The sequence below is a fragment of the Pseudoalteromonas sp. GB56 genome, from assembly GCF_054923835.1.
This window is the reverse complement of sequence record NZ_JBPCHK010000001.1, coordinates 1168249-1192433: the sequence shown is the minus strand read 5'-3', so window position 1 is coordinate 1192433 and position 24185 is coordinate 1168249. Positions and strand designations below refer to the sequence as shown.

Genomic DNA, 24185 nt, shown 5'->3' with positions numbered 1-24185 from the left:
TTTTTTTATTCACATTCACTGGGCACTGAGCTCAACAGCGTTGTAAGCGCAAAAACATCATCGCTTTGGGTGTCAACGGTTACTTGAGCGATGTCTAGAATTCGAAAATCACCCGGTGCATTTAAGTGCCATAAACCTGATTCACGCTGGGAGAAGCAAAACTCAGCGGTATCTCCATGAACCAACAACACAGGAGCATTACTTGATTTGGCGAGGTCATCAAAGAGTACTTGATACTGATTCAACCCGTCACAGTGTGTCTGTTGCTGCTCGCTACACGCAGGGCCGTAATCATTGTGTTGGTATATATCGGCCTGAATAAATACGACAACGGCTTTAGCTGCCGATGTTGCTGAGCCTGCCTGCGTGACTGCAGGAGTTGTATGCTTAGCAAGCCATAGTTTGTTAAGCGCATCTCTTTGTTGTGTCGAAGCGAGCGCCACTTGCGTGTCCGAACTAAAAACCTGAGCGCGCCCATTATTAGTGCCAACTACATGCAATGTGACATACTGCACATCGCCTATCCGCCAAGCTTGATTTTCCGGCTGCTCACTTTGGCGGGAGAAGTTTGTTAATGGTAACTGCGAAGTGGCAAATTGACTTCTTACAAATGCTAGGCGTTCTAGCTCATCAAACGTTGGCGTCAGCGTTTGTCGGTCACAGTCAGTCCAATCATTGTCTCCGGGGGTGTACACGAAAGGTTGCTCTGTCAGTGCATTAATCATCGTGAAACTGCGTTGTAATAGTTCATCCGTGCAGGGTGTTGCGCCAGATTTCATGTCACCAACATGTGCAATAAATAGGTGTGGGGTTTGCTGCACAGCTTGATATAATTGCCCATCTGGAGCACTGAGTAATGCTTCATCGACTGGGGTATATGGCATATCGCCAAATACTAAAAACTGTTGTGGTGCAGCTGATGCAAAGAAAGCAAGTAACGCACTCAGTAACACAAAAAAACGCATAATGATCCCTATGTTGGTTCGAAGGTTTAGCGAGCATCGATGAAATACAATACATCCTATATTTTGAACAAAGAATACTTTATTGAAAGTTATGAACAATCGCTACCATTTAGCGACAGAAGAAAGCCAAAATATGGCTTAGTCGTATTCCTCACCGTATTAGCGTTAGTTAGCATATATATGCTGCAAAATAATTACCTTGGATACTTTTTACTGGGCTTAGCTATCCTTGAAGTCATTGCCTATAACTATCAGCAAGCGTGGTGGGTAGCAAGGCAGCGATTATCTCGCGCAGCAGGTAATGAAATTCATTTAACTATAGATGAAGAAGGTATCAGCACCCTGTGTAACGGCACTAAAAAGCGTCAAAGTTGGAATGACATAGAGCAATTGCTAGAAACAGAACTCGGTCTCATTGTCGTCAATAACAAAGGGCATCGCCACTACTTGAGCAAGGCGATTCTCAATGAAGAAGCAATTAGCTTTATACTCGCCCAGAAAAAACAAAAGCCACTTTAAAAGTGGCTTCGCCTCGAATCTATTTATTAAGCGTTACCAGGATTTGAACCTGATTTTTCAGCTTGAATTCGCATGTAAATTTCTTCACGGTGAACTGATACGTCTTTAGGTGCATTAACACCAATGCGCACTTGGTTTCCCTTTACACCTAACACAGTGACAGTTACCTCGTCACCGATCATAAGGGTTTCACCAACTCGACGAGTAAGAATTAGCATTCGCTTGCTCCCATTGTTCCAAATTAGTCAAAAATTCCGTCAGCGGCATTTTAATGAATTTTTAGTATAAACGTAAGTAAAACTTTGTTTAATTATTCATCTGCCATGATAAAAGTTGCATGTAATGCTCTTACTGCTAGCTCTAAAAATTGGCGTTCAATTAACACTGAAAGCTTTATCTCTGAAGAGCTTGCAATGAACACATCAATATTCTCATCCGCAAAAACACGAAAAAACTGGCTGACTATCGATGCATTCGTTTTAATACCTGTGCCTATCAGCGAAAGCATTGCCAAGTCATCTCGACTAGTCATTTGCGCACCACTAACTGCACGGTTAGTTGATAATGCCGCAAGCGCCTGTCGTAATTCAAGGCTAGGTACACTTATAGCATAGTCTACTTTGCCAAAGTTTTGATAAACTTGATTAATTACATCAACTTCTATTGCTTTTTGAGCAAGAATATCGAGTAAATCAGCGAGTACAACAGGATTTGCATCACAGCCATTTATGCTAATAAGCGCCTGCTCTCTTTTGAACGCAATACCAGATACATTTTGCGATTGCATGGAATCATCCTCGTCAGTTAAAACTAATGTTCCCTGATCGGGGTTAAAACTAGATAGAACTCGCAGCGGCACTTTATAGTGCGCAGCTGCTTCTACAGAGCGAATATGAAGCACTTTTGCTCCCATACTCGCCATTTCTAGCATGGCCTTCACACCTATAGTATCTAAACGCTGTGCATTTGGTTCTACACGTGGATCAGTACTATATACGCCATCTACATCGGTGAAAATTTGGCATTCATCCGCGTTAATGGCACCTGCAATCGCCACAGCAGATGTGTCACTGCCTCCACGCCCTAATGTGGTAATGTTACCTTCGCTGTCGCGGCCTTGAAAACCAGCGGCGATGACAATGCGACCATGACGAAGCTCTTGGCGAATACGTTTATCATCAACATGGGTAATACGCGCTTTAGTGTAGAGGTTGTCGGTATGCATACCAAGCTGATCCCCTAACAGGCTCACTGCTGGGTAGCCTTTGCGGATCAAAACCATAGATAGAAGAGATGCGCTGACTTGCTCGCCAGTACTGACTAACACATCAAGCTCGCGAGTACTTGGTACATCATCTACTTCCTGTGCAAGCGCTAATAGACGATTTGTTTCACCAGACATCGCAGATACGACTGCAACAACCTGATGGCCAAGCTGGCGCTGGCGAATAATGATATCGGCAACAGCCTCAATGCGCTCGATTGAGCCCACTGAGGTGCCACCAAATTTTTGTACAAATAAGGCCACTGTTTATCTGCAAGCCTTAGACGTAAGCATCAAAAGTGATGCCCACGATTTACCCACGCTCACTCACCCAAGCTTCAACGCTTGCTAGCGCAGCATCAAGGTTTTCAGGTTGCGATCCACCTGCTTGTGCCATGTCAGGACGACCACCACCTTTACCGCCCACTTGCGACGCCATGTGGTTAACGAGTTCACCGGCTTTGAATTGACCTGTTAGGTCTTTAGTCACACCAGCAATTAAGCTTACTTTGTCATCGTTAGCAACACCAAGTGCGATGATACCAGACCCTAACTTGTTCTTAAGGTCATCCATCATGCCACGCAACGCTTTGCTTTCGGTGCCCGCAACATTCGCAATCAACACCTTCACTCCTGCGATTTCTTTGACGCTGTCTAGCAGCGAAGCACCTGCCGCGCTAGCTAGTTTGTCATTTAGTTGCGTTACTTGCTTTTCAAGGCCCTTAGAGCGCTCGATTAAAGCTTGCACTTTGTCTAATACGCTTGCGCTGTCTGCTTTTAACAACGAAGCGATTTGTGACAAGGTACCTTCTTGCTTTGCCACGAATTCCAATGCATCTGCGCCTGTTACCGCTTCAATACGACGAACGCCGGCTGCGATACCTGCTTCGGATACAATCTTGAATAAACCGATATCACCGGTGCGGGTTACATGCGTACCACCACACAGTTCAATTGAGTAATCGCCGATACTAACAACACGCACTTCGTCATCATACTTTTCACCGAACAGCGCCATCGCGCCTTTTTCTTTGGCATCGTCAATGGCCATCAATTCAGTTTCGAGCGCGAAGTTATGACGAATTTCGTCATTCACTTTCTTCTCAATACGTTGCAATTGCTCTGCGGTTACACCCTCAAAGTGTGAGAAGTCGAAACGTAAGCGGTCTGGTTGCACAAGTGAACCTTTTTGGTTTACGTGCTCACCCAACTCTTGGCGCAACGCTTCGTGAATTAAGTGCGTTGCAGTGTGGTTTTTCTTAATACGGTCACGACGCTCAGTGTCGATGCGTGCGTCGACCTTGTCGTTTACACCAATGTGACCCACAACTTTACCGTGATGGGCAAAAGCATTACCCAGCTTTTGTGTGTCAGTAACAACGAATTCACCGTTACTGGTTTTCAGTACACCGGTATCACCAACTTGACCACCTGACTCAGCGTAGAAAGGTGTGCGATCGAGAATAACAATGCCTTCTTGACCGTCTTCAAGCACACTGACCTTCTCGCCTGCAGCAAATAATTCAACAACAGTGCCACTGTGATGATCAGCTTCATAGCCTTTAAATGCCGTGCTCTTATCTGAGCGTAATTGCGTATTGTAATCAGCGCCAAATTTACCAGCTTGTTGTGCTGTTTTACGCTGTACGTCCATGCATTCTTGGAAGCCTTGCTCATCAATTGTCATGAAACGCTCACGCGCAACATCCGCGGTTAAATCAGCAGGGAAACCATAAGTATCATAAAGTTTGAATACTACATCACCCGGGATCACATCGCCTTCAAGCGTGCTTAAGTGTTCCTCAAGAATGGCAAGGCCGCGCTCTAGTGTCTTGCCAAATTGCTCTTCTTCAATTCGTAACACTTTTTCAATGACGGCTTGTTTTTGCGCAAGCTCAGGGTATGCCTCACCCATTTGTGTTACCAACTCGGCAACAATCTTGTGGAAGAAGGTACCTTTCGCACCGAGCTTGTTACCATGACGTACCGCACGGCGAATGATACGGCGCAATACATAACCACGACCTTCATTTGAAGGCATAACACCGTCTTGTACTAAGAAGGCACATGAACGAATGTGGTCAGCGATTACACGCAGCGACTTATCTTCTAAGTCTTGGGCGTTTGTCACCTTTGCCGCGGCGCTGATCAGTGCTTGGAACAAGTCGATTTCATAGTTTGAGTGCACACCTTGAAGAATCGCAGCAATACGCTCAAGACCCATACCCGTGTCTACACACTGCTTAGGAAGAGGTTCCATCGTGCCATCGGCATGACGGTTGTACTGCATAAATACAAGGTTCCAAATTTCAATAAAACGGTCACCGTCTTCTTCAGGTGAACCCGGAGGCCCCCCCAAATCTCTTCACCGTGGTCGTAGAAGATTTCAGAACAAGGACCACACGGGCCTGTATCACCCATAGACCAGAAGTTATCGCTGGTCGCGATGCGAATAATGCGGTCTTCACTTAGACCCACTTCTTTGTGCCAGATGTTAAACGCATCTTCATCGTCGTGATAAATCGTCACTAATAGTTTTTCTTGCGGTAGCTTAACGACGTCAGTTAAGAATTCCCACGCAAACTTGATGGCGTCTTGCTTAAAATAATCACCGAAGCTGAAGTTACCCAGCATTTCAAAGAAGGTGTGGTGACGAGCGGTATAACCTACGTTTTCAAGGTCATTGTGTTTACCACCTGCACGCACACAACGCTGCGCACTGGCTGCACGATTGTATGGGCGCGTTTCGGCACCAAGGAATACGTCTTTAAAAGGCACCATACCCGCATTGTTGAATAACAATGTTGGGTCATTACCCGGAATCAAAGAAGCCGAAGGCACAACTTGGTGTTGGTGCTTGGCAAAAAAGTCTAAGAATTTCTGTCTTAGCTGTGCGGTCGTCAAATGCTGCATTGCGTTTATCTCACTCGTCTTTCGCTTCAAGTGCAAATTCAATATGTTGAAAGTCAAAGCCCCGCGCCGTTAAATAACGCATTCGCTTGGCTTTTTCTTTATAATCTAGTTTCTCATCCACCGCTTTATATTTACGGCGGTAAGCCTCATCGGCCAATTCGAACCAATCGACATCCATTTCGCTAAGCGCCATTTCAACTTGCTCGCGGGCAAGTCCTTTGCTTTGGGCATCTGCAACAATTCTGCGCGGCCCATGGCGCTTATCTATCGCACGGCGAATAAAGCTCGTGCAATAACGGTCATTATCCAAATACCGTTGTTGCTCACACCAATCTAGTAGTTCAGTGGCAAAATCAATCGGAACCTGACGCTGTTGTAATTTACGCTCAAGCTCCTTGCGGCTGTAGTCTTGTCTGCCCAATAACCACAGTACATAGTTTTTCTGTTTTTGCTTTTCGCTGTCATCCATTAAGCGTCAAACCGGCCATTAGAGCTTGTTGAATCTTGCTCATTAGTGCTGCTATGTGCATCACTATGTTGACCTTCGTTAGGCTGGCCTTGTTGATGATCATCTTGCCCAAGTTCATGCAACTGAGGCATAAACATCGCTTGGAATGCAATGAAGAGGCTAATGTAGCAAATCGGCATCACAACAAGAAGTGGAATAAACGATAAAAATGCACAAACAAGCAACAATCCACCGGCAATAAGACCATAAACGGTCAGCGCCGCCATATTGTGATAAAAGGCCATCAAGCTCGCTTTCATTACACCCAAAATTGATGTGTGTCGACCAAAGTAAACAAGCGGTACGGCGAAGGCAAAGGCACATAAGTAAACACTCACGGCTATCATAAATAAGGCGAGCGAACTAAATGAAAAACTTTGCGCAAGCTGCTGCAAGGCTGTTTGCGGGTCTAGATCAGTTTGCGTCATCAGTTCGATGACATCGGCAAACAGCACACTCGCCAGCATCCCTAACAGTAGAGCGGCACCCATTTGGTACAAGCCCACGCGGAACAATCCCATGCGACGCCCTTTTTGGGAAAACACATTAAGAATGTCCGCGAAAACGATTTTTTGTCCTTGTTGACGTCTTAACGCTGCGCCATAGAGGCCCGCCATCAAAAATGGCGTTGCCAGCGCTGCTGGAATTTTCAGTACGGGCGCAATTAAACCCACCAGCCCGAAAACCCCAATAAACAAATACATGAACATGAAGATGAAAGGCTGAGTTTGAAATATATCCAAACCAGCTTTGAACCAACGCGCACCTGCACTGGCCTTATACACTCTAATTTCTATAGACATTGTAACGAATGTTCCTTAATCGCTCGTGAGCGTATTATGTCTTATTGATTTTCTTAATATCTAACATGTGCGCACCATGTTTTATTTTTGTTTCTAAGTAGGCTTGGTTACCCGTTTGCCCTACTTTCAAGTGCGCCGCAGTGCCTACAACACTTTTCACATCAACGCCATTGTCACGCAACGCATCGAGCTTTTTAGGGTTGTTAGTTACAAGTTTTACTTGGCAAATACCCAATGCTTTTAGCATCAGCACTGCATCAGAGAATTCTCGTAAATCATCCGCGAAACCAAGCTTATTGTTCGCCTCATAAGTGTTCATACCTTGCGACTGCAACACATAAGCATCGAGTTTGTTATACAAACCAATACCGCGACCTTCTTGGCGAAGATACAGTAAAACGCCACCTTGCTCATGCATCATCTCAATGGTTTCATTAAGTTGTTCACCGCAGTCGCAGCGGCTCGAATGAAATACATCGCCCGTTAAGCACTCTGAGTGCATACGAACGAGTGGCGTGGTCTGCTGATCTGCTTCGTTAAAAATTAAAGCTACATGCTCTTGACCGTCTTTCAAACCACTAAAAGATACGATCTCGGCAGGGATATCACTTTTTTTGCCCACGTTTAGATGGACTCTCGCTCTGACTTCAGCCACGGCTATTCACTCTGTACGGATATAAAGTTGTTACAGTATAACAAAACCAACCATTATGGTCAGCTCGTATAAGCTCGTAAATGGGGGCAATGATAGCATGAAACAAGTGGTACTCGCGACGCTCAATCAGAAGATTAAGCCAACATCAAAGTTGTGCTATGGTTAGGATCACTAACGGATAATTGAAATGGTCGATGATCGATGCGGATTTCAGTACCGTTCAACAGTAAAGGGCTGTAGGTAACATAAGGAAAAACAATGAATAAACTTACTCTCGGCGTAATAACCATGCTCACTTTGTTGGTCTTAGCCACTCCCAGTGCAGCGCAATCTAAACCGCAAGATATTGCTCAGCAACAGCTGCTTGTTGACCGCTTTGAAGCGCAGCCTATGCAGCTTCTGGATGTACGCTCGAGCGAAGAATATCAACAAGGTCATATCAAAGGCGCAATAAATATTAGCTTTGATGTAATTAGTGAGCATGCAGCAAAGTTAGATAAAGACCAACCTATCGTTGTCTACTGTCGCAGTGGCCGCAGAGCAGGCATTGCTATTGAAACCTTACAACAGTTAGGTTTCACTAAACTTTACCATTTAGAAGGCGACATGATGGGTTGGACCGAAAAAGACTTACCTGTTATTACCCAGCCGTGATTAGTTCTCTCAGTGCTACTGGCTCTTGCTTACTAACATGATTTGCTTGAGCCAAAAACAACTCCGCCGTAGCGAGGGCATCACTGAGTGCATCATGAGAGGTATGAGGCATAAGCCCATACCTTTGTCTGCACGCTTCCAAAGACAATGCATCAAAGGCAATATCATTGCCTTGCCTTGCTAATCTGCGCTGTTCTATCTTGAGCGTATCAAGGACAATGCGAGGTAACTCGATATGGTGCTCTTTGCACGCCACATTCAAAAAGCGCGTATCGAGTAAGCTGTTATGAAACACCAAAATACTGTCATCACAGATACGCGCGAAATGCTCTAGAATTTCCTCCATGGGCAACCCTTCTTTGGCTAATCTTTGCGCTGTAATACCATGATAAATCGGCGATTGCGCCAGCTCCAACACCCCTTCATGGAGTAAGTGACCACTCTGATGTAACTTGATACTTTGCTGCTCAATCACCACCCATGCCAGAGATACCACTTCATGTTCTTTGGGGTTTAAACCCGTCAACTCTAAATCCACCACCACAAAACGGTGTTCGTACCAGGGTTTGGATAGCCCATGCGCATCAAAACCGAGCTTTGCAATTAACTGCTGCCACCACGAGTAGGTCATGGTTATAAGCTCCCACGAGCGAACTTAAAGCTCGCGGCTTGTTGCGCTTGGCGTACCAAATAAAATGCTTCTTTGAGCTGATGACGCTCCAACGACGTGAGCCTATCAGGATTTATACAGTTACTAGGCAACTGCTCGCTATCAAGCTGAGCGTGAAGTCGTAGTTGCGTCAAATAGCGCCAGCAATCCTTCAAATCAAAAATATCTTTTTTCGATAAAAATTGCGTTTTCGTCAACGCATCCAAACGCTCCAAGGTACTGGCATAGCGAATATTGGCCTGTAATGCATACAAACGCACAATATCATTGATAATCACAATGCCACGGCGCTTTAAGTCGATGAACTTGTGGTGCTGCTCGTCCGCTTCAGTTTTTAATTGGTTAAACAGGCCTATGGGCACTGAATTGAGATTGAGCTCACTTGCAAGGGCGCGATAAAACAGCTGGTCTGGTTTCAAAGCAGAAAGCGCCTCGCTGAAATCCGCAAAGAGATCGCTTGACCCAGTTATAAAGCGCAGATCAAAGAAAATCTTACAATTAAGCATGGCCTCGGGTGTCGGCGTTGCCAACCATTTAGAAAACTTCGCCAGCCAGCCTTGTAAGCTCAATCGACATTGCTCATTACTGGCCATAATATTGCCAGGACACCTGACAATACCGCACACGTCTAATTGCTCACAGACGAATTCTCCCATGCGCTTGTAGTAATCCATTTGCTCTGGTGTAAGGTCATTGGGAAGCAATAGACCGTTGTCTTGGTCTGAATGCAGGGTTTGTTCCTCTCGCGCCTGAGAACCAAAGCAAATCCAACTGAAACGTGTTGGCGCGTCGCCATGTTGTTGCTGAAACAACTGAATCAAACGGGTGGTGAGCGCATCACTGATACCACTGAGTAATTTGCCAATAAGACTAATATCGTCAATGTGATAGGCAAAGCCGTCCAGCAACTCAGGAACCTCTTGCGCATAGCGTTTTAAATCCGCAATACCACTGGCTTTATAAATACGGCCTATCAGCTGTACAGGGTCGCTTTTTTGCTGACGCAGCAAGTCGGTCGATGTCACCATGCCCATCGGTTGATGATGCTCATTCAGCACAGGGAGATGATGAATATTGTGCTTTAGCATCAAGTGCATGGCAGAAAAAACCCGATTATTCTCGAAAATATACTTGGGGTTCTTGGTCATGATCTCGCTAATACTTTGCTGTGGGTCGACCCCTTTTGCAAGCACACGCGAACGCAAGTCTCTGTCTGTCACTACGCCTATCAAACGCTGTTCCATCGGTTGTCCTTGCACCACCATAATAGAAGAGACTCGATGATCACTCATAGTCTGCGCACAGGTGTGTATTGTCGCTTCGGGTGTTAATGTAACTGGCTGACGCGTCATCAAATCGGCAATTTTACGTTCCGACCATGAATCACTATGATGCTGAAATTTCGTTGATAACAGGCGATTTGAATGCGCCCTCACGAAATACTGCTCAAACGCTTTGTACTCGCGACGCAGATAATCAAAATCTTGTTGGTTTAACACATACACTAAGGCTTCTTGCTTGACCTCGATGCGGTTTTTGATTGCCTCGCCGCTAAGCAAGGATGGGTAACCAAAATAATCACCACTGGTTAAGCGAGCAATAGCATCACCATCGGGCGATACTAACTCTACAACGCCACTGCGGATGAGGAAAAGTTTTGGGTGTGCAGAGTCTAGCCACAAGTGTTGGTTTTCGCGTGTGACGTAAATCACCTCGAGATGATGACAAAAATAATCAGAGGTTGAATCTGGTAAAGCATTAAATGGCGCTTGCTGGGCCACAAAATCCAAAATATCTTGGTGTTGGGCATTCATAGTCCACGTCCTAATTCCGAAAAGTGATGTTGTTCCACATGCCTTCATGCTCCTTGCGCGTGGGTTGCCATCTCACAGTGGATAGTTACAGCCTAGGTCTAATTCACAGACAAAAAAAGCCCGACCTTGGTCTAAGGTCGGGCTCTACTATCGCGCTGTATTAGGCGGAATTAGTGAGCATGAGCGGCTGAAGAACCTTTCGGGTTACGAATACTTTCAACCATTTCTTTGATCTCATCCGGTGTTTCTGCAGTCATACGTTGCACAACAGCGGCCACAACAAAGTTCACAATCATACCAAGTAGACCGATACCTTCAGGTGAGATACCCAGTAACCAATGCTCAGGGCTGTTTAGTTCAGGGCTTACGAACTTGAAGAAGATAATGTAAGCCGCCGTGAAACCAATACCCGTTACCATACCGGCAATCGCACCTTCTTTATTCATGCGTTTTGAGAATATACCCATGATAATTGCTGGGAAGAAACTCGCTGCCGCAAGACCGAAGGCAAAGGCTACCACCGAGGCCACAAAGCCTGGCGGGTTAATACCAAAGTAGGCTGAGATACCGATTGCCACCATAGCTGCTAAACGCGCTGCCAAGAGCTCCTGTTTATCACTGATATCCGGTTTCAAGGTCCGCTTGAGTAAGTCATGTGACACCGAAGTTGAGATAACCAGCAACAGACCCGCTGTGGTTGATAGCGCTGCAGCGATACCACCAGCCGCAACTAATGCAATAACCCACGCTGGTAAGTCTGCAATTTCAGGGTTAGCCAGTACCATGATGTCACGGTCAACTTTCACTTCGTTAGCACTTGCAGGATCGTCAATCTTACCCGCTGAGTAGAACATACGACCGTCACCATTCTTATCGTTGAATGTGATTAAGCCTGTTTTCTCCCAGTTTTTGATCCACTGCGGTGCTTCTTCGTAAAGCGTTCCACTGCCGTCTTTGCCATTGATAGTATCAATCATGTTTACACGAGCGAATGACGCAACAGCAGGTGCTGTGGTGTATACGATAGCGATGAATACCAAAGTCCATGCCGCCGAGATACGTGTATCACGAACACGAGGCACGGTGAAGAAACGAACGATTACGTGTGGAAGACCTGCTGTACCGACCATGAGCGCGCCCGTGATTGCGAATACATCAATCATGCTCTTGGAGCCTTCGGTGTATTGGGCAAATCCGAGTTCGGTACTGAGTCCGTCGAGTTTATCAAGCAGATACATGCCTGAGCCGTCAGACAAGGTGGCACCAAAGCCTGTTTGTGGTAGTAAGTGACCCGTCATCATCAATGAGATGAAGATAGCAGGCACTAGGTAAGCAAATACCAATACACAATACTGCGCTACTTGGGTGTAAGTAATCCCTTTCATGCCGCCTAGCACTGCATAGAAGAATACAATCACCATGCCGATGTAAACACCGGTTTCAATATCCACTTCTAAGAAGCGTGAGAACACCACACCTACACCACGCATTTGACCTGCGATATAGGTAAAGCAGATGAAGATAGCACAGAAGATAGCAACAACACGTGCCGCTTGAGAGTAGTAACGGTCACCAATGAAATCCGGCACCGTGAACTTACCAAATTTACGTAGGTAAGGTGCTAAACATAAAGCGAGAAGAACGTAACCGCCCGTCCAACCCATAAGATACACACCACCGTCGTAACCCGCGAACGAGATAATACCCGCCATCGAGATGAACGATGCTGCACTCATCCAGTCAGCAGCGGTTGCCATACCGTTAGCAACGGGTGGTACACCGCCGCCAGCAACATAGAATTCGTTTGTTGAACCCGCACGAGCCCAGATTGCGATGCCGATATACATCGCGAAGCTCAAGCCAACAATTATAAAAGTAAGCGTTTGGACATCCATTATTGTGCTCCTTATTCGTCTACGCCGTATTTCTTATCTAACGCGTTCATTTTGATTGCGTAGACAAAAATAAGAGCAACAAAGGTGTAAATTGCGCCTTGCTGAGAAATCCAGAAGCCGAGTTTAAACCCAAAGAAATGTACTTCGTTTAGTACGTCAACTAACAAAATGCCACAGACATATGAAATGACAAACCACACCGCGAGTAATTTAAACACGAGGCTGAGGTTTTCGCTCCAATAGGCCTTAGCATGTTCTGCGTCTTTAAAAGCCATTTTGTATCCCCTTTACATCATGCACTGAGGCATGATAGGTTGTTATCGTCACTGTTGAATCTAGCAATGCTTTTGCAAGAGGAAATTCAGACCTTAGTCGTAACAAAAATTTAACGCAGATAAGTAAATACAGCCAAAAACACAAAAAACGCTATTTTTCATATAGTTAAATATAAAACCAACAGCACTAAAATAAATAAAATCTGCATTAACACGGGCTTAATACATTAGTCTAATAGCCCTTAGTCGCATGGGATATGTAAACAAAATGACTGCTAATCGCACATGGCTTTTGCTATGGTAGATGCACTAATAAAAATAACAGCCGATAGCATGACGTTAGCTTTAATACTGGTTTCTCTGGCCTACATCTGTGTACTTTTCTGGTTAGCAAACTGGGGGGATAAAACCACACCGTGGGCAAAGTACATCAGTCACCACCCATTTGTGTATGCCTTGTCTTTGGGGATTTATTGTACGTCGTGGACTTATTATGGTTCGGTAGGAACTGCGGCAAGCAGCGGCTGGAGTTACCTGCCCATCTTACTTGGGCCGGTGCTGTTGTTTGTGTTTTTCCAAGGCTTTTTACGCAAGCTTGTGCTGGTGAGTAAGAAGCAAAACATTACCACCATCGCCGATTTTATTTCCGCCCGTTACGGTAAGCGTCAGCTTACTGCGATATTCGTCACCTTTATCGCCTTAATGGCAACCATTCCTTATATCGCACTGCAACTTAAAGCGCTATCAAGCAGCTTCTTACTTTTACCCGGAGGGTCACAAGTTTCCGGCCCAGTATTGGCCTTAGGTGGCGCCTTGATCATGGCCATTTTTGCGATATTCTTTGGTACCCGTAAAGTGGATGTTACTGAGTATCGCTCCGGTCTTATGCTGGCGGTTGCCTTTGAGTCATTAGTGAAATTAATCGCACTTGGATTCGTTGCCGGGCTTGCACTGTACACCTTGTACTCTTTGCCTGATGAAGTCTCACTCGACTCTGTTTGGCAACATTGGCAAGACTCACCAGTGTTTAGTTTTGGCTTTATTGGCCAAACACTGATGGCGGCCACCGCCATTATCTGTTTACCGCGGCAATTCCACGTAACAGTTGTTGATAACCAAGACATTCGCCATTTGCGTACCGCGCGATGGGCTTTTCCCTTGTATCTATTACTCATCGCCGCAATGATAGTCCCCATTGCCAGTGCAGCTATCATTCCACAAATTGGCCATGGCCACAGCGCCGACAGTTTTGTATTAGCTTTGCCACTGCAAACTGGCCATTCAATCATGACCACGTTTGTGTTTATTGGCGGATTATCGGCGGCCACGGCTATGATTGTGGTGGCAACACTGACATTGAGCACCATGATTTCAAATGACGTGGTGTTGCCCTTGTTGTTGAAGCGTAAGTTTCGTCGCAACCAGCTAAATAGCAGCTATCGCTCGAAAATTTTACTGGTTCGACGCTTCACCATAGGCGCTATTTTATTACTCTCCTACTTTTATCAGCAGCTATTTGGCCACGGCGAAACACTGGCATCAATGGGCTTAGTTGCTTTCTCTTTGGTGACACAACTACTACCTGCGATTGTCGGCGGCTTGTATTGGCGCAAAGGCCATGCGTATGGCGTGTACGCAGGTTTAACCGCAGGTGTAGTGTGTTGGACACTGTTCTTACTCATGCCAATCATGAATGCCAACGGGGCTTTAGATAGTGCTGCACAGCAGAATCTCATCACCCAAGGCACATTGATGGCGTTGTTTGCCAACATTTGTTGCTATGTAAGTTTCTCTTTGGGTGCACAAGAACGTTTGATTGACCGAATTCAAGCCGCAGCTTTTGTTAATCCGATGGAACAGCTGAACTTTGCCAAGCGCTTGAATAAGAACGTCGACGCCACTGTTTACGATTTCAAAGTATTGTTGCAAACCTTCTTGGGGGCCCAGCGCAGCACTCAGGTACTTGCTCACTACAAACTCAGTGAAGATTTGGGCGAAGACAACAGCCAGCCAACCAATGAATTTATTGCCTACTGCGAACGTGCGCTCACGGGTGTATTGGGTGCGTCATCGGCACAAGCACTCATACAAACAGTGGCCAGTGGCAAACAATTAGCCTTTGAAGAAGTGGTTAACTTCTTTGATGAGACGACACAGGCACTGCGGTTCAATCAAAACCTCTTGTTCACCTCGTTGGAAAACCTCAGTCACGGCATTTCCGTTGTCGATAAAGATTTAAACTTGGTGGCCTGGAACAGGCGCTATGCTGAGATGTTCAACTATCCTGAGGGATTCTTACAACAAGGGCAACCGATTGAAGAGGTGATCCGTTACAACGCAGTGCGCGGCGAATGTGGCCCCGGTGAAGTCGAGCAGCATGTAGAGAAGCGCGTTCGTCACTTACGCAATGGCTCACCACATCACTTTATTCGCCATCGCCGCAACGCCCAAGTCTTTGAAATGATAGGAAACCCCCTACCCGACGGCGGTTTCGTCACCAGCTTCTCAGATATCACCACGCACATGGAAACGCAAAATGCGTTGGAAGAAATCAATATGGACTTGGAAAATCGTATAGAAGCGCGCACCCAAGAAGTCCGCGCGATGAACCAAGACCTTAAAGCACAAATTGCCAGTCGCGAACAAACCGAACAAGCCCTTAAAGCGGCCAAACTCGAAGCCGAACATGCAAACGACAGTAAAACCCGTTTCTTGGCGCTGGCGAGTCATGACATTTTGCAACCATTGAACGCAGCACGTCTGTACTTGGCCTCAATGGACGAAAAAGAACTGAGTCAACACAACAGCAATAGCCTTGCAAAACTCGGTGACAGTCTAGACAGCACCGTGCACCTTATGTCAGCACTGTTAGATATCGCCAAGCTCGACCAAGGAGCGATGTCGCCTACGCCTAGGCATTTTCATATCGACGATATTCTCACGCCTTTAGTGAATGAGTACGCCATCTTATGCGCCGATAAAGGCTTAAAACTAACGCTTCGCTCCAACAACGATATCGTCCACAGCGACATCACTTATCTGCGCCGTATTATTCAAAACCTCGTTTCTAACGCAGTTAAATACACCCAAAGCGGCAAAGTGTTAGTGGCCTGTCGTCGTCGCAAACACCATTTAAGCATTGAAGTGTGGGATACAGGTTTGGGGATCGGAGAGCGTGAACAGCAAAAGATATTCGATGACTTTTATCGCGTTGAATCCGGCGACAACAAAGGCGTAGGCCTTGGACTAGGCGTCGTCAAACGCATGGTCGATTTGTTGTCACATAGACTGACTATGCGCTCAGTACTAGGCAAAGGGAGCTGCTTTAAAGTTGAAGTGCCATATGGTAGCGAGCAACGCATTCAATCGACACAAGAAACACACGGTGCCGTAAAAGCGCAATCACATTACCATGTCTTAGTGGTCGATGACGAAAGCGCTAACATCGAAGCCATGACTCACCTAATGAATAAATGGGGAGCGCAGTGCCACAGTTGCCAAAATGCTCAAGCAGCATTAGAAATAGCGCAAAGCGACACACAAATTGACGTTATCCTCATGGATTATCAACTTGGAGAATCAGATGATGGCCTGAGTGTTATTGATAAAATTCGTGCAGTTCGTGGCCAGCAATTGCCAGCAATTCTGATCACAGCGGTACGCGATGACACCTTAAAAGCCACGGCTAAAGCCGCTGGTGTGCATTATCTCTCTAAACCTGTAAAACCCGCGAAGTTAAAAGCATTATTGAATCATTCTTTGTAATCACAATACACCTTGGTCACGCTACAGCAAGTGCTCAAACACCGAGTCGTTGCCAGCGGACATAAAGCCTGCGCATAATGACCGACGCTTGGTAATGTGAGTGTAAATGCCCACATACAGCCAAGCGTTAGTTTTACTGCGCGATGCGGTAAACCTTGGTAATAGGAATGAGGAAATGAAAAAAGTTTTACTGGCACAGTGCCCAGATGAAGAAGGCCTGATAGCCAAAATCACCAGCTTGTGTTTCGAGCACGGGCTGAACATTACTCGCAACAATGAATTTGTTGATAAACAACATGGTCGCTTTTTCATGCGCACCGAACTGGATGGCAATTTCGATAACCTAGACTTAGTCGCGCAGTTACAACAAAGCCTACCTGCAGGTTCGCAATTATCTCTGCATGGCACTGAGCCGACTAAAGTGGTGCTGCTTGCAACTAAAGAGGCGCATTGCTTAGGTGGCGTACTGCTGAAATGTTTTGAGCAAGCGTTAAATATCGACGTGCTTGCCGTGATTGCTAATTACCCTGATCTCGAACCACTGGCGAAAGGCTTTGGTGTGCCCTTTCACTGCATTAGCCACGAAGGGTTAAGCCGCGCTGAGCATGACCATTTAGTCGCTGAAAAAATCGCAGCGTATGAACCTGACTTAATCGGGCTCGCTAAGTACATGCGTATTTTAAGCCCTGGCTTTGTGAGTCGATTCGAAGGGCGAATTATCAATATTCACCACTCGTTTCTACCCGCCTTTATTGGCGCAAAGCCCTACCATCAGGCCTTTGAGCGCGGTGTAAAAATTATTGGCGCCACCGCCCACTTTGTGAATAACGAACTCGATGAAGGGCCGATTATTATGCAACAAGTGCGTCCGGTGACTCATGCGGATACCGCAGAAGCTATGGCGAAAAAAGGCCGTGATGTTGAAAAGCAGGTATTTTGTCAGGCGCTGGAACTTGCCAGCGAGCATAAGCTCTTTATTAACGACAATCGAACTGTGGTATTTGATTAAGTAGCCAGTGAAGAGTCCATCCGGCTGGTATAAGACGCCGGATGGATGTAAAGAGCACCAAGGTAGTTATTGTTGTTGGCTTTCCATGCTCTCAAGTTGTAATTTCGATGCGATCAATACCGCTTGTGTGCGGTTATAAACGCCAAGTTTACGGAATATCGCAGTAATATGCGCTTTTACCGTTGCCTCTGAAATATTGAGTTCATAGGCTATTTGCTTGTTTAACAAGCCTTCGTGCAAGTAACTGAGTACTCGATATTGTTGTGGTGTGAGCGACGACACTTGCGCCGCAAGCTCTTTGTCTTCGCCACTGATCGCTTCCACTTTGTCTTTAATATTTGCTGGAAGCCAACTGTCGCCTTCAAGGATCTCATTGATGGCATCGGCAATTTCTTGCGCCGAGGAAGACTTTGGAATAAAGCCCATCGCTCCGTAACCCATGACTTTAGAGACAACCTGAAGATCTTCACTGCCCGAGACAACAGCAATGGGTAGTTCAGGGTAATCCTCGCGAATGCGAATAAGCCCGTATAAGTCGCCATTGCCTGGCATGTGCAAATCGAGAAGTAAAATATCTAAATCTTCATGACTTTCTAGCACAGCCAGCGTGCTGTCAAAGGTATCAGACTCTAATACTTCCAAAGGCTGAAACTGCTTAGTCAGTGCCCCTTTTAGCGCTTCTCTGAACAGGGGGTGGTCGTCCGCTATTAAAAACTGACTCATGTTTCGCTCCTAAAAAAATCGGCCATCACCTATAGATGATAGCCGATAGTCTACGTTTAGAATCGTTCGATAATCAAGCTCTTAACGCCTAATTAACGATTCAAGCGGTTTTCAATAAGCTCATCAACCACGCTTGGATCGGCCAAGGTAGACGTATCGCCAAGTTGTTGGTGCTCATTTGCTGCGATCTTACGTAAAATACGGCGCATGATTTTACCCGAACGCGTTTTCGGTAAACCCGGTGACCACTGTATCATGTCTGGCGATGCGATTGGGCTTAGCTCTTTGCGCACCCAGTTACGCACTTCCTTGGTGAGCTCATCGCTCACTACCACACCATCGTTTGGTGTGATGTAAACATAAATGCCTTGGCCTTTAATGTCGTGCGGATAACCTACAACCGCCGCTTCAGCGACCGCCTCGTGTGCAACCAGAGCACTTTCAATTTCAGCGGTGCCCAAACGGTGACCTGAAACGTTTAATACATCGTCTACACGACCCGTGATCCAGTAGTAGCCATCTTCATCGCGACGACAACCGTCACCTGTGAAGTAAACACCAGGGTAAGCAGAGAAATAAGTTTGCTCGAAACGGTCATGGTCGCCATACACAGTGCGTGCTTGCGAAGGCCAGCTATCAAGAATGACGAGGTTGCCATCTGTTTCGCCTTCTAAGGTGTTACCTTCAGCATCAAATAGCGCTGGTGCTATACCAAAGAAAGGTCGCGTTGCTGAACCCGGTTTCATGTCCGTTGCACCCGGCAATGGTGTGATCATGATGCCGCCGGTTTCCGTTTGCCACCACGTATCCACGATTGGGCACTTGTTATTACCGATTTGCTCGAAATACCATGCCCATGCTTCTGGGTTAATTGGCTCACCCACTGAACCGAGCACGCGAAGAGTTTCACGCTTAGAGGTGGCAGTTGGCTCATCACCTTTGGCCATCAATGCACGAATCGCAGTCGGTGCCGTATAAAGAATGGTGACTTTGTGTTTATCAACGATTTCGCCCATACGCCCCGCACTTGGGTAGGTCGGCACACCTTCAAAAATAACTTGCGTACAACCGTTTACCATTGGTCCATAAGCGATGTAGCTGTGGCCCGTGATCCAACCCACATCAGCACTACACCAATATATATCATCGTCATGTAAATCAAATACATACTCATGCGTCATAGAGCTGTAAACTAAATAACCACCGGTGGAGTGCACGACCCCCTTGGGCTTGCCCGTCGAACCCGAGGTGTAAAGAATAAACAGTGGATCCTCAGCATCCATCACCTCTGGCTCACAATGAGCAGGCAAATCAGCTACTAATTCATGCCACCATACGTCGTGGTCGTTCCACTCCACGTCGCCACCGGTGAGTTGGTGCACAATAACGTGCTCAATCGTTGTTACGCTGTCTTGACGCACAGCTTCGTCTACATTCGCTTTGAGCGGTACACAGTTGCCGCCACGGCGGCCTTCATCTGAGGTGATCACCACTTTGGCACCGCTGTCGTTAATACGATCGGCAATCGCTGAAGGCGAGAAGCCACCAAATACCACTGAATGAACAGCGCCAATACGTGCACATGCCTGCATCGCATAAACAGCTTGCGGCGTCATCGGCATATAAATAGCAACACGATCGCCTTTTTTAACGCCCAGTTTGCGCAGACCATTGGCAAGTTTACACACTTCATCATGAACCTGTTGATAGCTGATGTGCTCACTCTGTGCAGGATTATCGCCTTCCCAAATAAGCGCTGTTTTATCCGCTTTGTCTTTCAAGTGGCGATCGATACAGTTGTAAGAGGCATTGAGTTTGCCATCTTCAAACCATTTAATACTGATGTGGCCTTTATCGAAGGAGGTATTTTTCACTTTGGTGTAAGGCGTGTACCAATCTAGACGTTGTCCGTGTTCTTTCCAAAAACCCTCAGGATCTTGAATCGACTTCTCATAAAGTGCTTTGTATTTTTCGTTATCGACTAATGCGTTGTCTTTGATATTTTCAAAAACCGGATAAATGCTCTGTGACATGTGCGTCTCCATCTTTTTTTGTTGCCTAGTGGCTTGCCCACAGCATTACTCACGGGCACGTCTTACAGTATTAGACCTTAGTATAGAATCCGTGTTCTGCGCTGTATTTGTCGCCATTTACACGGTCAATTTTCATTCATTTTTACTTCTATTCATCCTCTTGTTGGCACCCTCCTATACCTTAGTCGTACGACCAATAGATAATTGCCCAAAAAGTCATCAACGACCATGTTTTCAAAGCTAGCTTGGAACAGGACAAGATTATGACAACACGCAAATTGATAACAAAAACATTAGTGGCGACAGCAGTGTGTGCCGCGACAGCCAGCGCACAGGCTGCGACTATCGGCAATACAGACGTAAGCTACGGCGGTTACGTCAAACTCGATGCTATGTGGAGTGACTTCTCCGCCGGCACTATTTCTGGGGACAGTATTGGCCGCGACTTTTACGTACCGAGTACAACGCCTGTCGGTGATGATGCCGACAGCGATGCAGTTTTTGACATGCACGCTCGTCAATCGCGCTTTAACTTCGGCACCAGTACAAAATTAGATAATGGCAAAACAGTCAAAACCAACATCGAACTAGACTTCATTGCTTCGATTGGTGGTAACGAGCGCGTTACGAACTCTTACTCACCACGTATTCGACAAGCCTACATCACCTATGATGGTTGGCTATTCGGTCAAGCTTGGTCAAACTTCCAGAACGTGGGCGCTTTGCCGGAAACCTTAGACTTCGTTGGCCCTGCTGAGGGCACCGTGTTTGCTCGACAGGCACAGGCTCGCTACAGCGTAGGCAACTGGGCGTTTTCAGTAGAAAACCCAGAAAGTACAATCACTGTTAACGGGGCGCGTGTAGAAACCGATGATGCGAGCATGCCGGACTTCACCGCGCGCTATAACTTCAGCGCTGACTGGGGTCAGATTGTTGTAACAGGTTTAGCTCGACAGCTCACTTACAAGCAAGGTGGCGCGGACGAAGATGAAACCTCTTTCGGTGTCAGTGTCTCCGGTAAGGTTAACCTAGGCAAAGACAACATCAAATTCATGCTGACTCAAGGTAAAGGCCTTGGCCGTTATGTTGGCTTAAACGTAGCACACGGCGCTGTATACGACGGCTCAAGCCTAGATGCGATTGACTCGACGTCAGGCTTTATTGGTTATCAGCATCACTGGAGTGAGCAATTCCGTTCAACCTTCTTGTATTCATTCTTTGAAGCCGACAACAACACTGATCTACTCGCTTTTAGTGGTAACCCCACAAAGAGTAGCGTGAGTTACAGTGCGAACTTGTTGTACTCTCCGGTGAAGAAAATGACCTTTGGCGTGGAATTCAAGCACGCTGAACGTGAAGCGGAAAATGGCGCTGACGGTGATTTAGACAGACTGCAATTCTCAGCTAAATACGCGTTCTAAATACAGCAACGCAGTTAATTCCAATAACAATATAAAACCGCACCTTGGGTGCGGTTTTTTTGTGAAGAGGAAGGAATAACACCTTTAAGATAAAACCTTATTGAAAACTATTATCATTTAGATTAGCATGTAGGAAATTTTCAATCAGTGTGTAAAATCAATGTCTATCAAACATTTCCCTCTTTCTAAAATTGCTATTCTTTGTGGTGTGGTATTGAGCCAACAAGCTCTTGCTGAAGAGTCACAAGACGCTGAAATTGAGCGTGTTGCTGTATACGGTCAGCACCACAAAAACTATATTACTGAACAAGCCGCTTCAGCAAGCAAGCTAGGTATCACCATCAAGGAAACCCCTCAATCTATCTCGGTTGTGTCACGCGCCATGATGGACGATTTCTCACTGGACGATATTAACGCCGTACTCGAATCAACCCCCGGTGTAACAGTTGAGCAAATCGAAACAGACCGCACCTATTTCAAAGCCCGAGGGTTCGATATCACCAATTTCCAAATTGATGGACTCGGCATTCCACAAGAGCGTGGCGATGTACACGGCACATTAGATACTTCAATTTATGACCGTATAGAGATTGTTCGTGGTGCAAACGGCATCATGACAGGCGCAGGCAACCCTGCTGCAACCGTGAACATGGTTTTGAAAAAACCGACTTACACAACGCAGGCAAGTGCATCAGCATCTGTGGGTTCGTGGGGCAAGAAACGCATTGAAGCCGATGTGTCTGGGGCTATTAACGACAAGCATGCAGTGCGTGCAGTTATTACAAAGCAAAAGGCAGATTCATACTTAGACCGCTACGCCACTGATTTGACTCTGGGCTACCTCGCCTATGAGGGCCAACTCACAGATACGACTAAGCTATCAATAAACTATGTACGCCAAGCAAAAGATGCTGACAGTCCGTTATGGGGTGCATTGCCCTTGTTCTATGATGATGGCACAGCAACTGACTTCGATGTGTCTACCAGCACCGCAGCGGATTGGTCCTACTGGAATAATGACAACGAACACGTGTTTGTTGAGCTAGAACAAAGCCTTGGCACATCATGGTTTGTGCGTGCTCGCTACGCTTACATGACTAACGAGCAAGACTCTGAACTGTTCTACGTGTACGGCACACCGAGTGCAGAAACAGGCCTAGGCTTAACGGGCTATGCCAGTGAATATGATTACAAAGACCAACAAAACTTGTTTGATGTGTACGCAACGGGTGACTTTTCTCTGTTCGGGAAAACGCACAACCTGAGCTTTGGTGTCAGCAGTGCTGATTTAAACTACCAAGATAAGTCATTGTATGACTTCACCACAGGTAACGGCTTCCCAGCGATGCCGCCATTAGAAGACTTTGACGGCAGTGCACCAATCCCAACCTTGGAAGATGGCTTAAATGGCTCAGTAGTAGAAGCGGACCAACGCTCTGCCTACGCGCAAGCGCGCTTTAAGATTATCGACCCTCTCGCGGTATTGGTGGGTGGTCGCTATACCGATTGGGAATCTGTTGGTTCCGCTTATGGCGCCTCGAAAGTAAACAGCGCAGAAGAGTTTGTACCTTACGTTGGTGCTGTGTATGACTTTACTGATAACTACTCAGTGTATGCAAGCTACACAGAAACCTTCGCTCCTCAATCAGAGCAAGACCAAACAGGAAAAGCGCTCGACCCAATCACAGGTGAAAGCAAAGAGATTGGTTTCAAAGCTGAATTGTTAGACGGTCAGCTGTTTGCAACAGTTGCGTTATTTGACGCGCGACAAGTGGGCATTGCTCTGGCAGACACGGCCTTATCGACACCTGATAACACGGTTTATTACGCTGCAGAAGGGATCAACAGCGACGGCTATGAACTTGAATTAAGTGGTCGTTTAACACAAGACTTAAGTGCAAGCTTCAGTTACAGCCACGTAGATATTGAAGCGGGTGATGACGCCGCTGACGGTAAATTAGTGCGCGACTACACGCCCGAAGATCAAGTGAAGGTAGCGCTGAATTATCAAGTACCTTTCTTTGATGGTTTGAGCTTAGGTGCAAACTACCGCTGGCAGGCTGAAACAACTCGCGACCAGAGTAACGGTACGATCCCCACTACAACCAAACAAAGTGCTTATGGATTACTTGATTTAGTGGCCACGTATCAGTTTACTGACAATGTCAGTGCAACCTTCAACGTCAACAACGCCACCGATGAAAAGTACATTCACAGCCTATACTGGGCGCAAGGCTATTATGGTGCGCCACGTAACTACGCGTTCTCTGTGAACTGGCAGCTTTAATCTCCTACTATA

Annotated in this window: 18 protein-coding genes and 1 pseudogene; 6 read left to right on the top strand and 13 right to left on the bottom strand. The window is 46.3% G+C overall.

The window, feature by feature from the left end; all coding sequences use genetic code 11:
- Positions 1 to 5 precede the first annotated feature (5 nt).
- Complete coding sequence (locus tag ACH19P_RS05545) at positions 6 to 965, bottom strand: hypothetical protein (protein WP_462157523.1); 960 nt, start codon at positions 963 to 965, stop codon at positions 6 to 8.
- 39 nt (positions 966 to 1004) lie between these two features.
- Here ACH19P_RS05545 and ACH19P_RS05540 point away from each other — a divergent pair, with 39 nt between their 5' ends.
- Positions 1005 to 1484 (top strand): YcxB family protein, encoded by a 480-nt coding sequence (locus ACH19P_RS05540; RefSeq protein ID WP_462157522.1) that lies wholly within the window; start codon positions 1005 to 1007, stop codon positions 1482 to 1484.
- 26 nt (positions 1485 to 1510) lie between these two features.
- On the opposite strand, the gene csrA is transcribed toward ACH19P_RS05540, so the two are convergent.
- The 6 genes and pseudogenes from csrA to ACH19P_RS05510 all read right to left on the bottom strand — a co-directional run bounded on the left by csrA (position 1511) and on the right by ACH19P_RS05510 (position 7627).
- Entirely contained in the window at positions 1511 to 1702 is a 192-nt protein-coding gene (csrA, locus tag ACH19P_RS05535) for a carbon storage regulator CsrA (protein WP_347391751.1), read from the bottom strand.
- 92 nt (positions 1703 to 1794) lie between these two features.
- Positions 1795 to 3012: an aspartate kinase gene (locus tag ACH19P_RS05530; RefSeq protein WP_462157521.1), complete on the bottom strand. Its 1218-nt coding sequence runs from the start codon at positions 3010 to 3012 to the stop codon at positions 1795 to 1797.
- A gap of 49 nt (positions 3013 to 3061) precedes the next feature.
- Positions 3062 to 5661: pseudogene (gene alaS, locus ACH19P_RS05525) on the bottom strand (alanine--tRNA ligase).
- A 10-nt stretch (positions 5662 to 5671) separates the two neighbouring features.
- A complete protein-coding gene (locus tag ACH19P_RS05520) occupies positions 5672 to 6130 on the bottom strand; it encodes a regulatory protein RecX (protein ID WP_462157519.1) in 459 nt (152 codons plus the stop codon).
- Positions 6130 to 6972, bottom strand: coding sequence for a BPSS1780 family membrane protein (locus tag ACH19P_RS05515; RefSeq protein ID WP_462157518.1), 843 nt, complete (start codon positions 6970 to 6972; stop codon positions 6130 to 6132). The genes ACH19P_RS05520 and ACH19P_RS05515 overlap by 1 nt, the downstream gene beginning before the upstream one ends.
- A gap of 34 nt (positions 6973 to 7006) precedes the next feature.
- Positions 7007 to 7627, bottom strand: a complete 621-nt coding sequence (locus ACH19P_RS05510; RefSeq protein WP_462157517.1) for a GTP cyclohydrolase II — start codon at positions 7625 to 7627, stop codon at positions 7007 to 7009.
- 258 nt (positions 7628 to 7885) lie between these two features.
- Here ACH19P_RS05510 and ACH19P_RS05505 point away from each other — a divergent pair, with 258 nt between their 5' ends.
- Positions 7886 to 8281: a rhodanese-like domain-containing protein gene (locus ACH19P_RS05505; protein WP_462157516.1), complete on the top strand. Its 396-nt coding sequence runs from the start codon at positions 7886 to 7888 to the stop codon at positions 8279 to 8281.
- On the opposite strand, the gene ACH19P_RS05500 is transcribed toward ACH19P_RS05505, so the two are convergent.
- From ACH19P_RS05500 to ACH19P_RS05485, 4 genes are all read right to left on the bottom strand, one after another.
- Positions 8268 to 8912, bottom strand: coding sequence for a 3'-5' exonuclease (locus tag ACH19P_RS05500; RefSeq protein WP_462157515.1), 645 nt, complete (start codon positions 8910 to 8912; stop codon positions 8268 to 8270). The genes ACH19P_RS05505 and ACH19P_RS05500 overlap by 14 nt on opposite strands.
- Before the next feature lie 2 nt (positions 8913 to 8914).
- The gene (locus ACH19P_RS05495; RefSeq protein WP_462157514.1) at positions 8915 to 10765 is read right to left on the bottom strand and encodes a DUF294 nucleotidyltransferase-like domain-containing protein; all 1851 of its coding nucleotides are present in this window, start codon (positions 10763 to 10765) and stop codon (positions 8915 to 8917) included.
- Between the two features lie 170 nt (positions 10766 to 10935).
- A complete protein-coding gene (locus tag ACH19P_RS05490; RefSeq protein ID WP_462157513.1) occupies positions 10936 to 12660 on the bottom strand; it encodes a sodium:solute symporter family protein in 1725 nt (574 codons plus the stop codon).
- 11 nt (positions 12661 to 12671) lie between these two features.
- Positions 12672 to 12935 carry a DUF4212 domain-containing protein gene (locus ACH19P_RS05485; protein ID WP_347391741.1) on the bottom strand — a complete coding sequence of 88 codons (264 nt, stop codon included), beginning with the start codon at positions 12933 to 12935 and terminating at the stop codon, positions 12672 to 12674.
- Positions 12936 to 13268: 333 nt separating this feature from the next.
- Here ACH19P_RS05485 and ACH19P_RS05480 point away from each other — a divergent pair, with 333 nt between their 5' ends.
- Both ACH19P_RS05480 and purU read left to right on the top strand, forming a co-directional pair.
- Entirely contained in the window at positions 13269 to 16700 is a 3432-nt protein-coding gene (locus tag ACH19P_RS05480) for a PAS domain-containing hybrid sensor histidine kinase/response regulator (RefSeq protein WP_462157512.1), read from the top strand.
- Positions 16701 to 16875: 175 nt separating this feature from the next.
- Complete coding sequence (gene purU / locus ACH19P_RS05475) at positions 16876 to 17709, top strand: formyltetrahydrofolate deformylase (protein WP_462157511.1); 834 nt, start codon at positions 16876 to 16878, stop codon at positions 17707 to 17709.
- A gap of 66 nt (positions 17710 to 17775) precedes the next feature.
- Here purU and ACH19P_RS05470 read toward each other — a convergent pair whose 3' ends face one another.
- Both ACH19P_RS05470 and acs read right to left on the bottom strand, forming a co-directional pair.
- Entirely contained in the window at positions 17776 to 18432 is a 657-nt protein-coding gene (locus ACH19P_RS05470; RefSeq protein WP_462157510.1) for a response regulator transcription factor, read from the bottom strand.
- A 92-nt stretch (positions 18433 to 18524) separates the two neighbouring features.
- Positions 18525 to 20465 (bottom strand): acetate--CoA ligase, encoded by a 1941-nt coding sequence (acs, locus tag ACH19P_RS05465; RefSeq protein WP_462157509.1) that lies wholly within the window; start codon positions 20463 to 20465, stop codon positions 18525 to 18527.
- A gap of 263 nt (positions 20466 to 20728) precedes the next feature.
- On the opposite strand from acs, the gene ACH19P_RS05460 reads away from it, so the two are divergent.
- Together ACH19P_RS05460 and ACH19P_RS05455 are read left to right on the top strand one after the other, a co-directional pair.
- Positions 20729 to 21886, top strand: coding sequence for a DcaP family trimeric outer membrane transporter (locus tag ACH19P_RS05460; protein WP_462157508.1), 1158 nt, complete (start codon positions 20729 to 20731; stop codon positions 21884 to 21886).
- A 160-nt stretch (positions 21887 to 22046) separates the two neighbouring features.
- A complete protein-coding gene (locus ACH19P_RS05455; RefSeq protein WP_462157507.1) occupies positions 22047 to 24173 on the top strand; it encodes a TonB-dependent siderophore receptor in 2127 nt (708 codons plus the stop codon).
- Positions 24174 to 24185 lie beyond the last annotated feature (12 nt).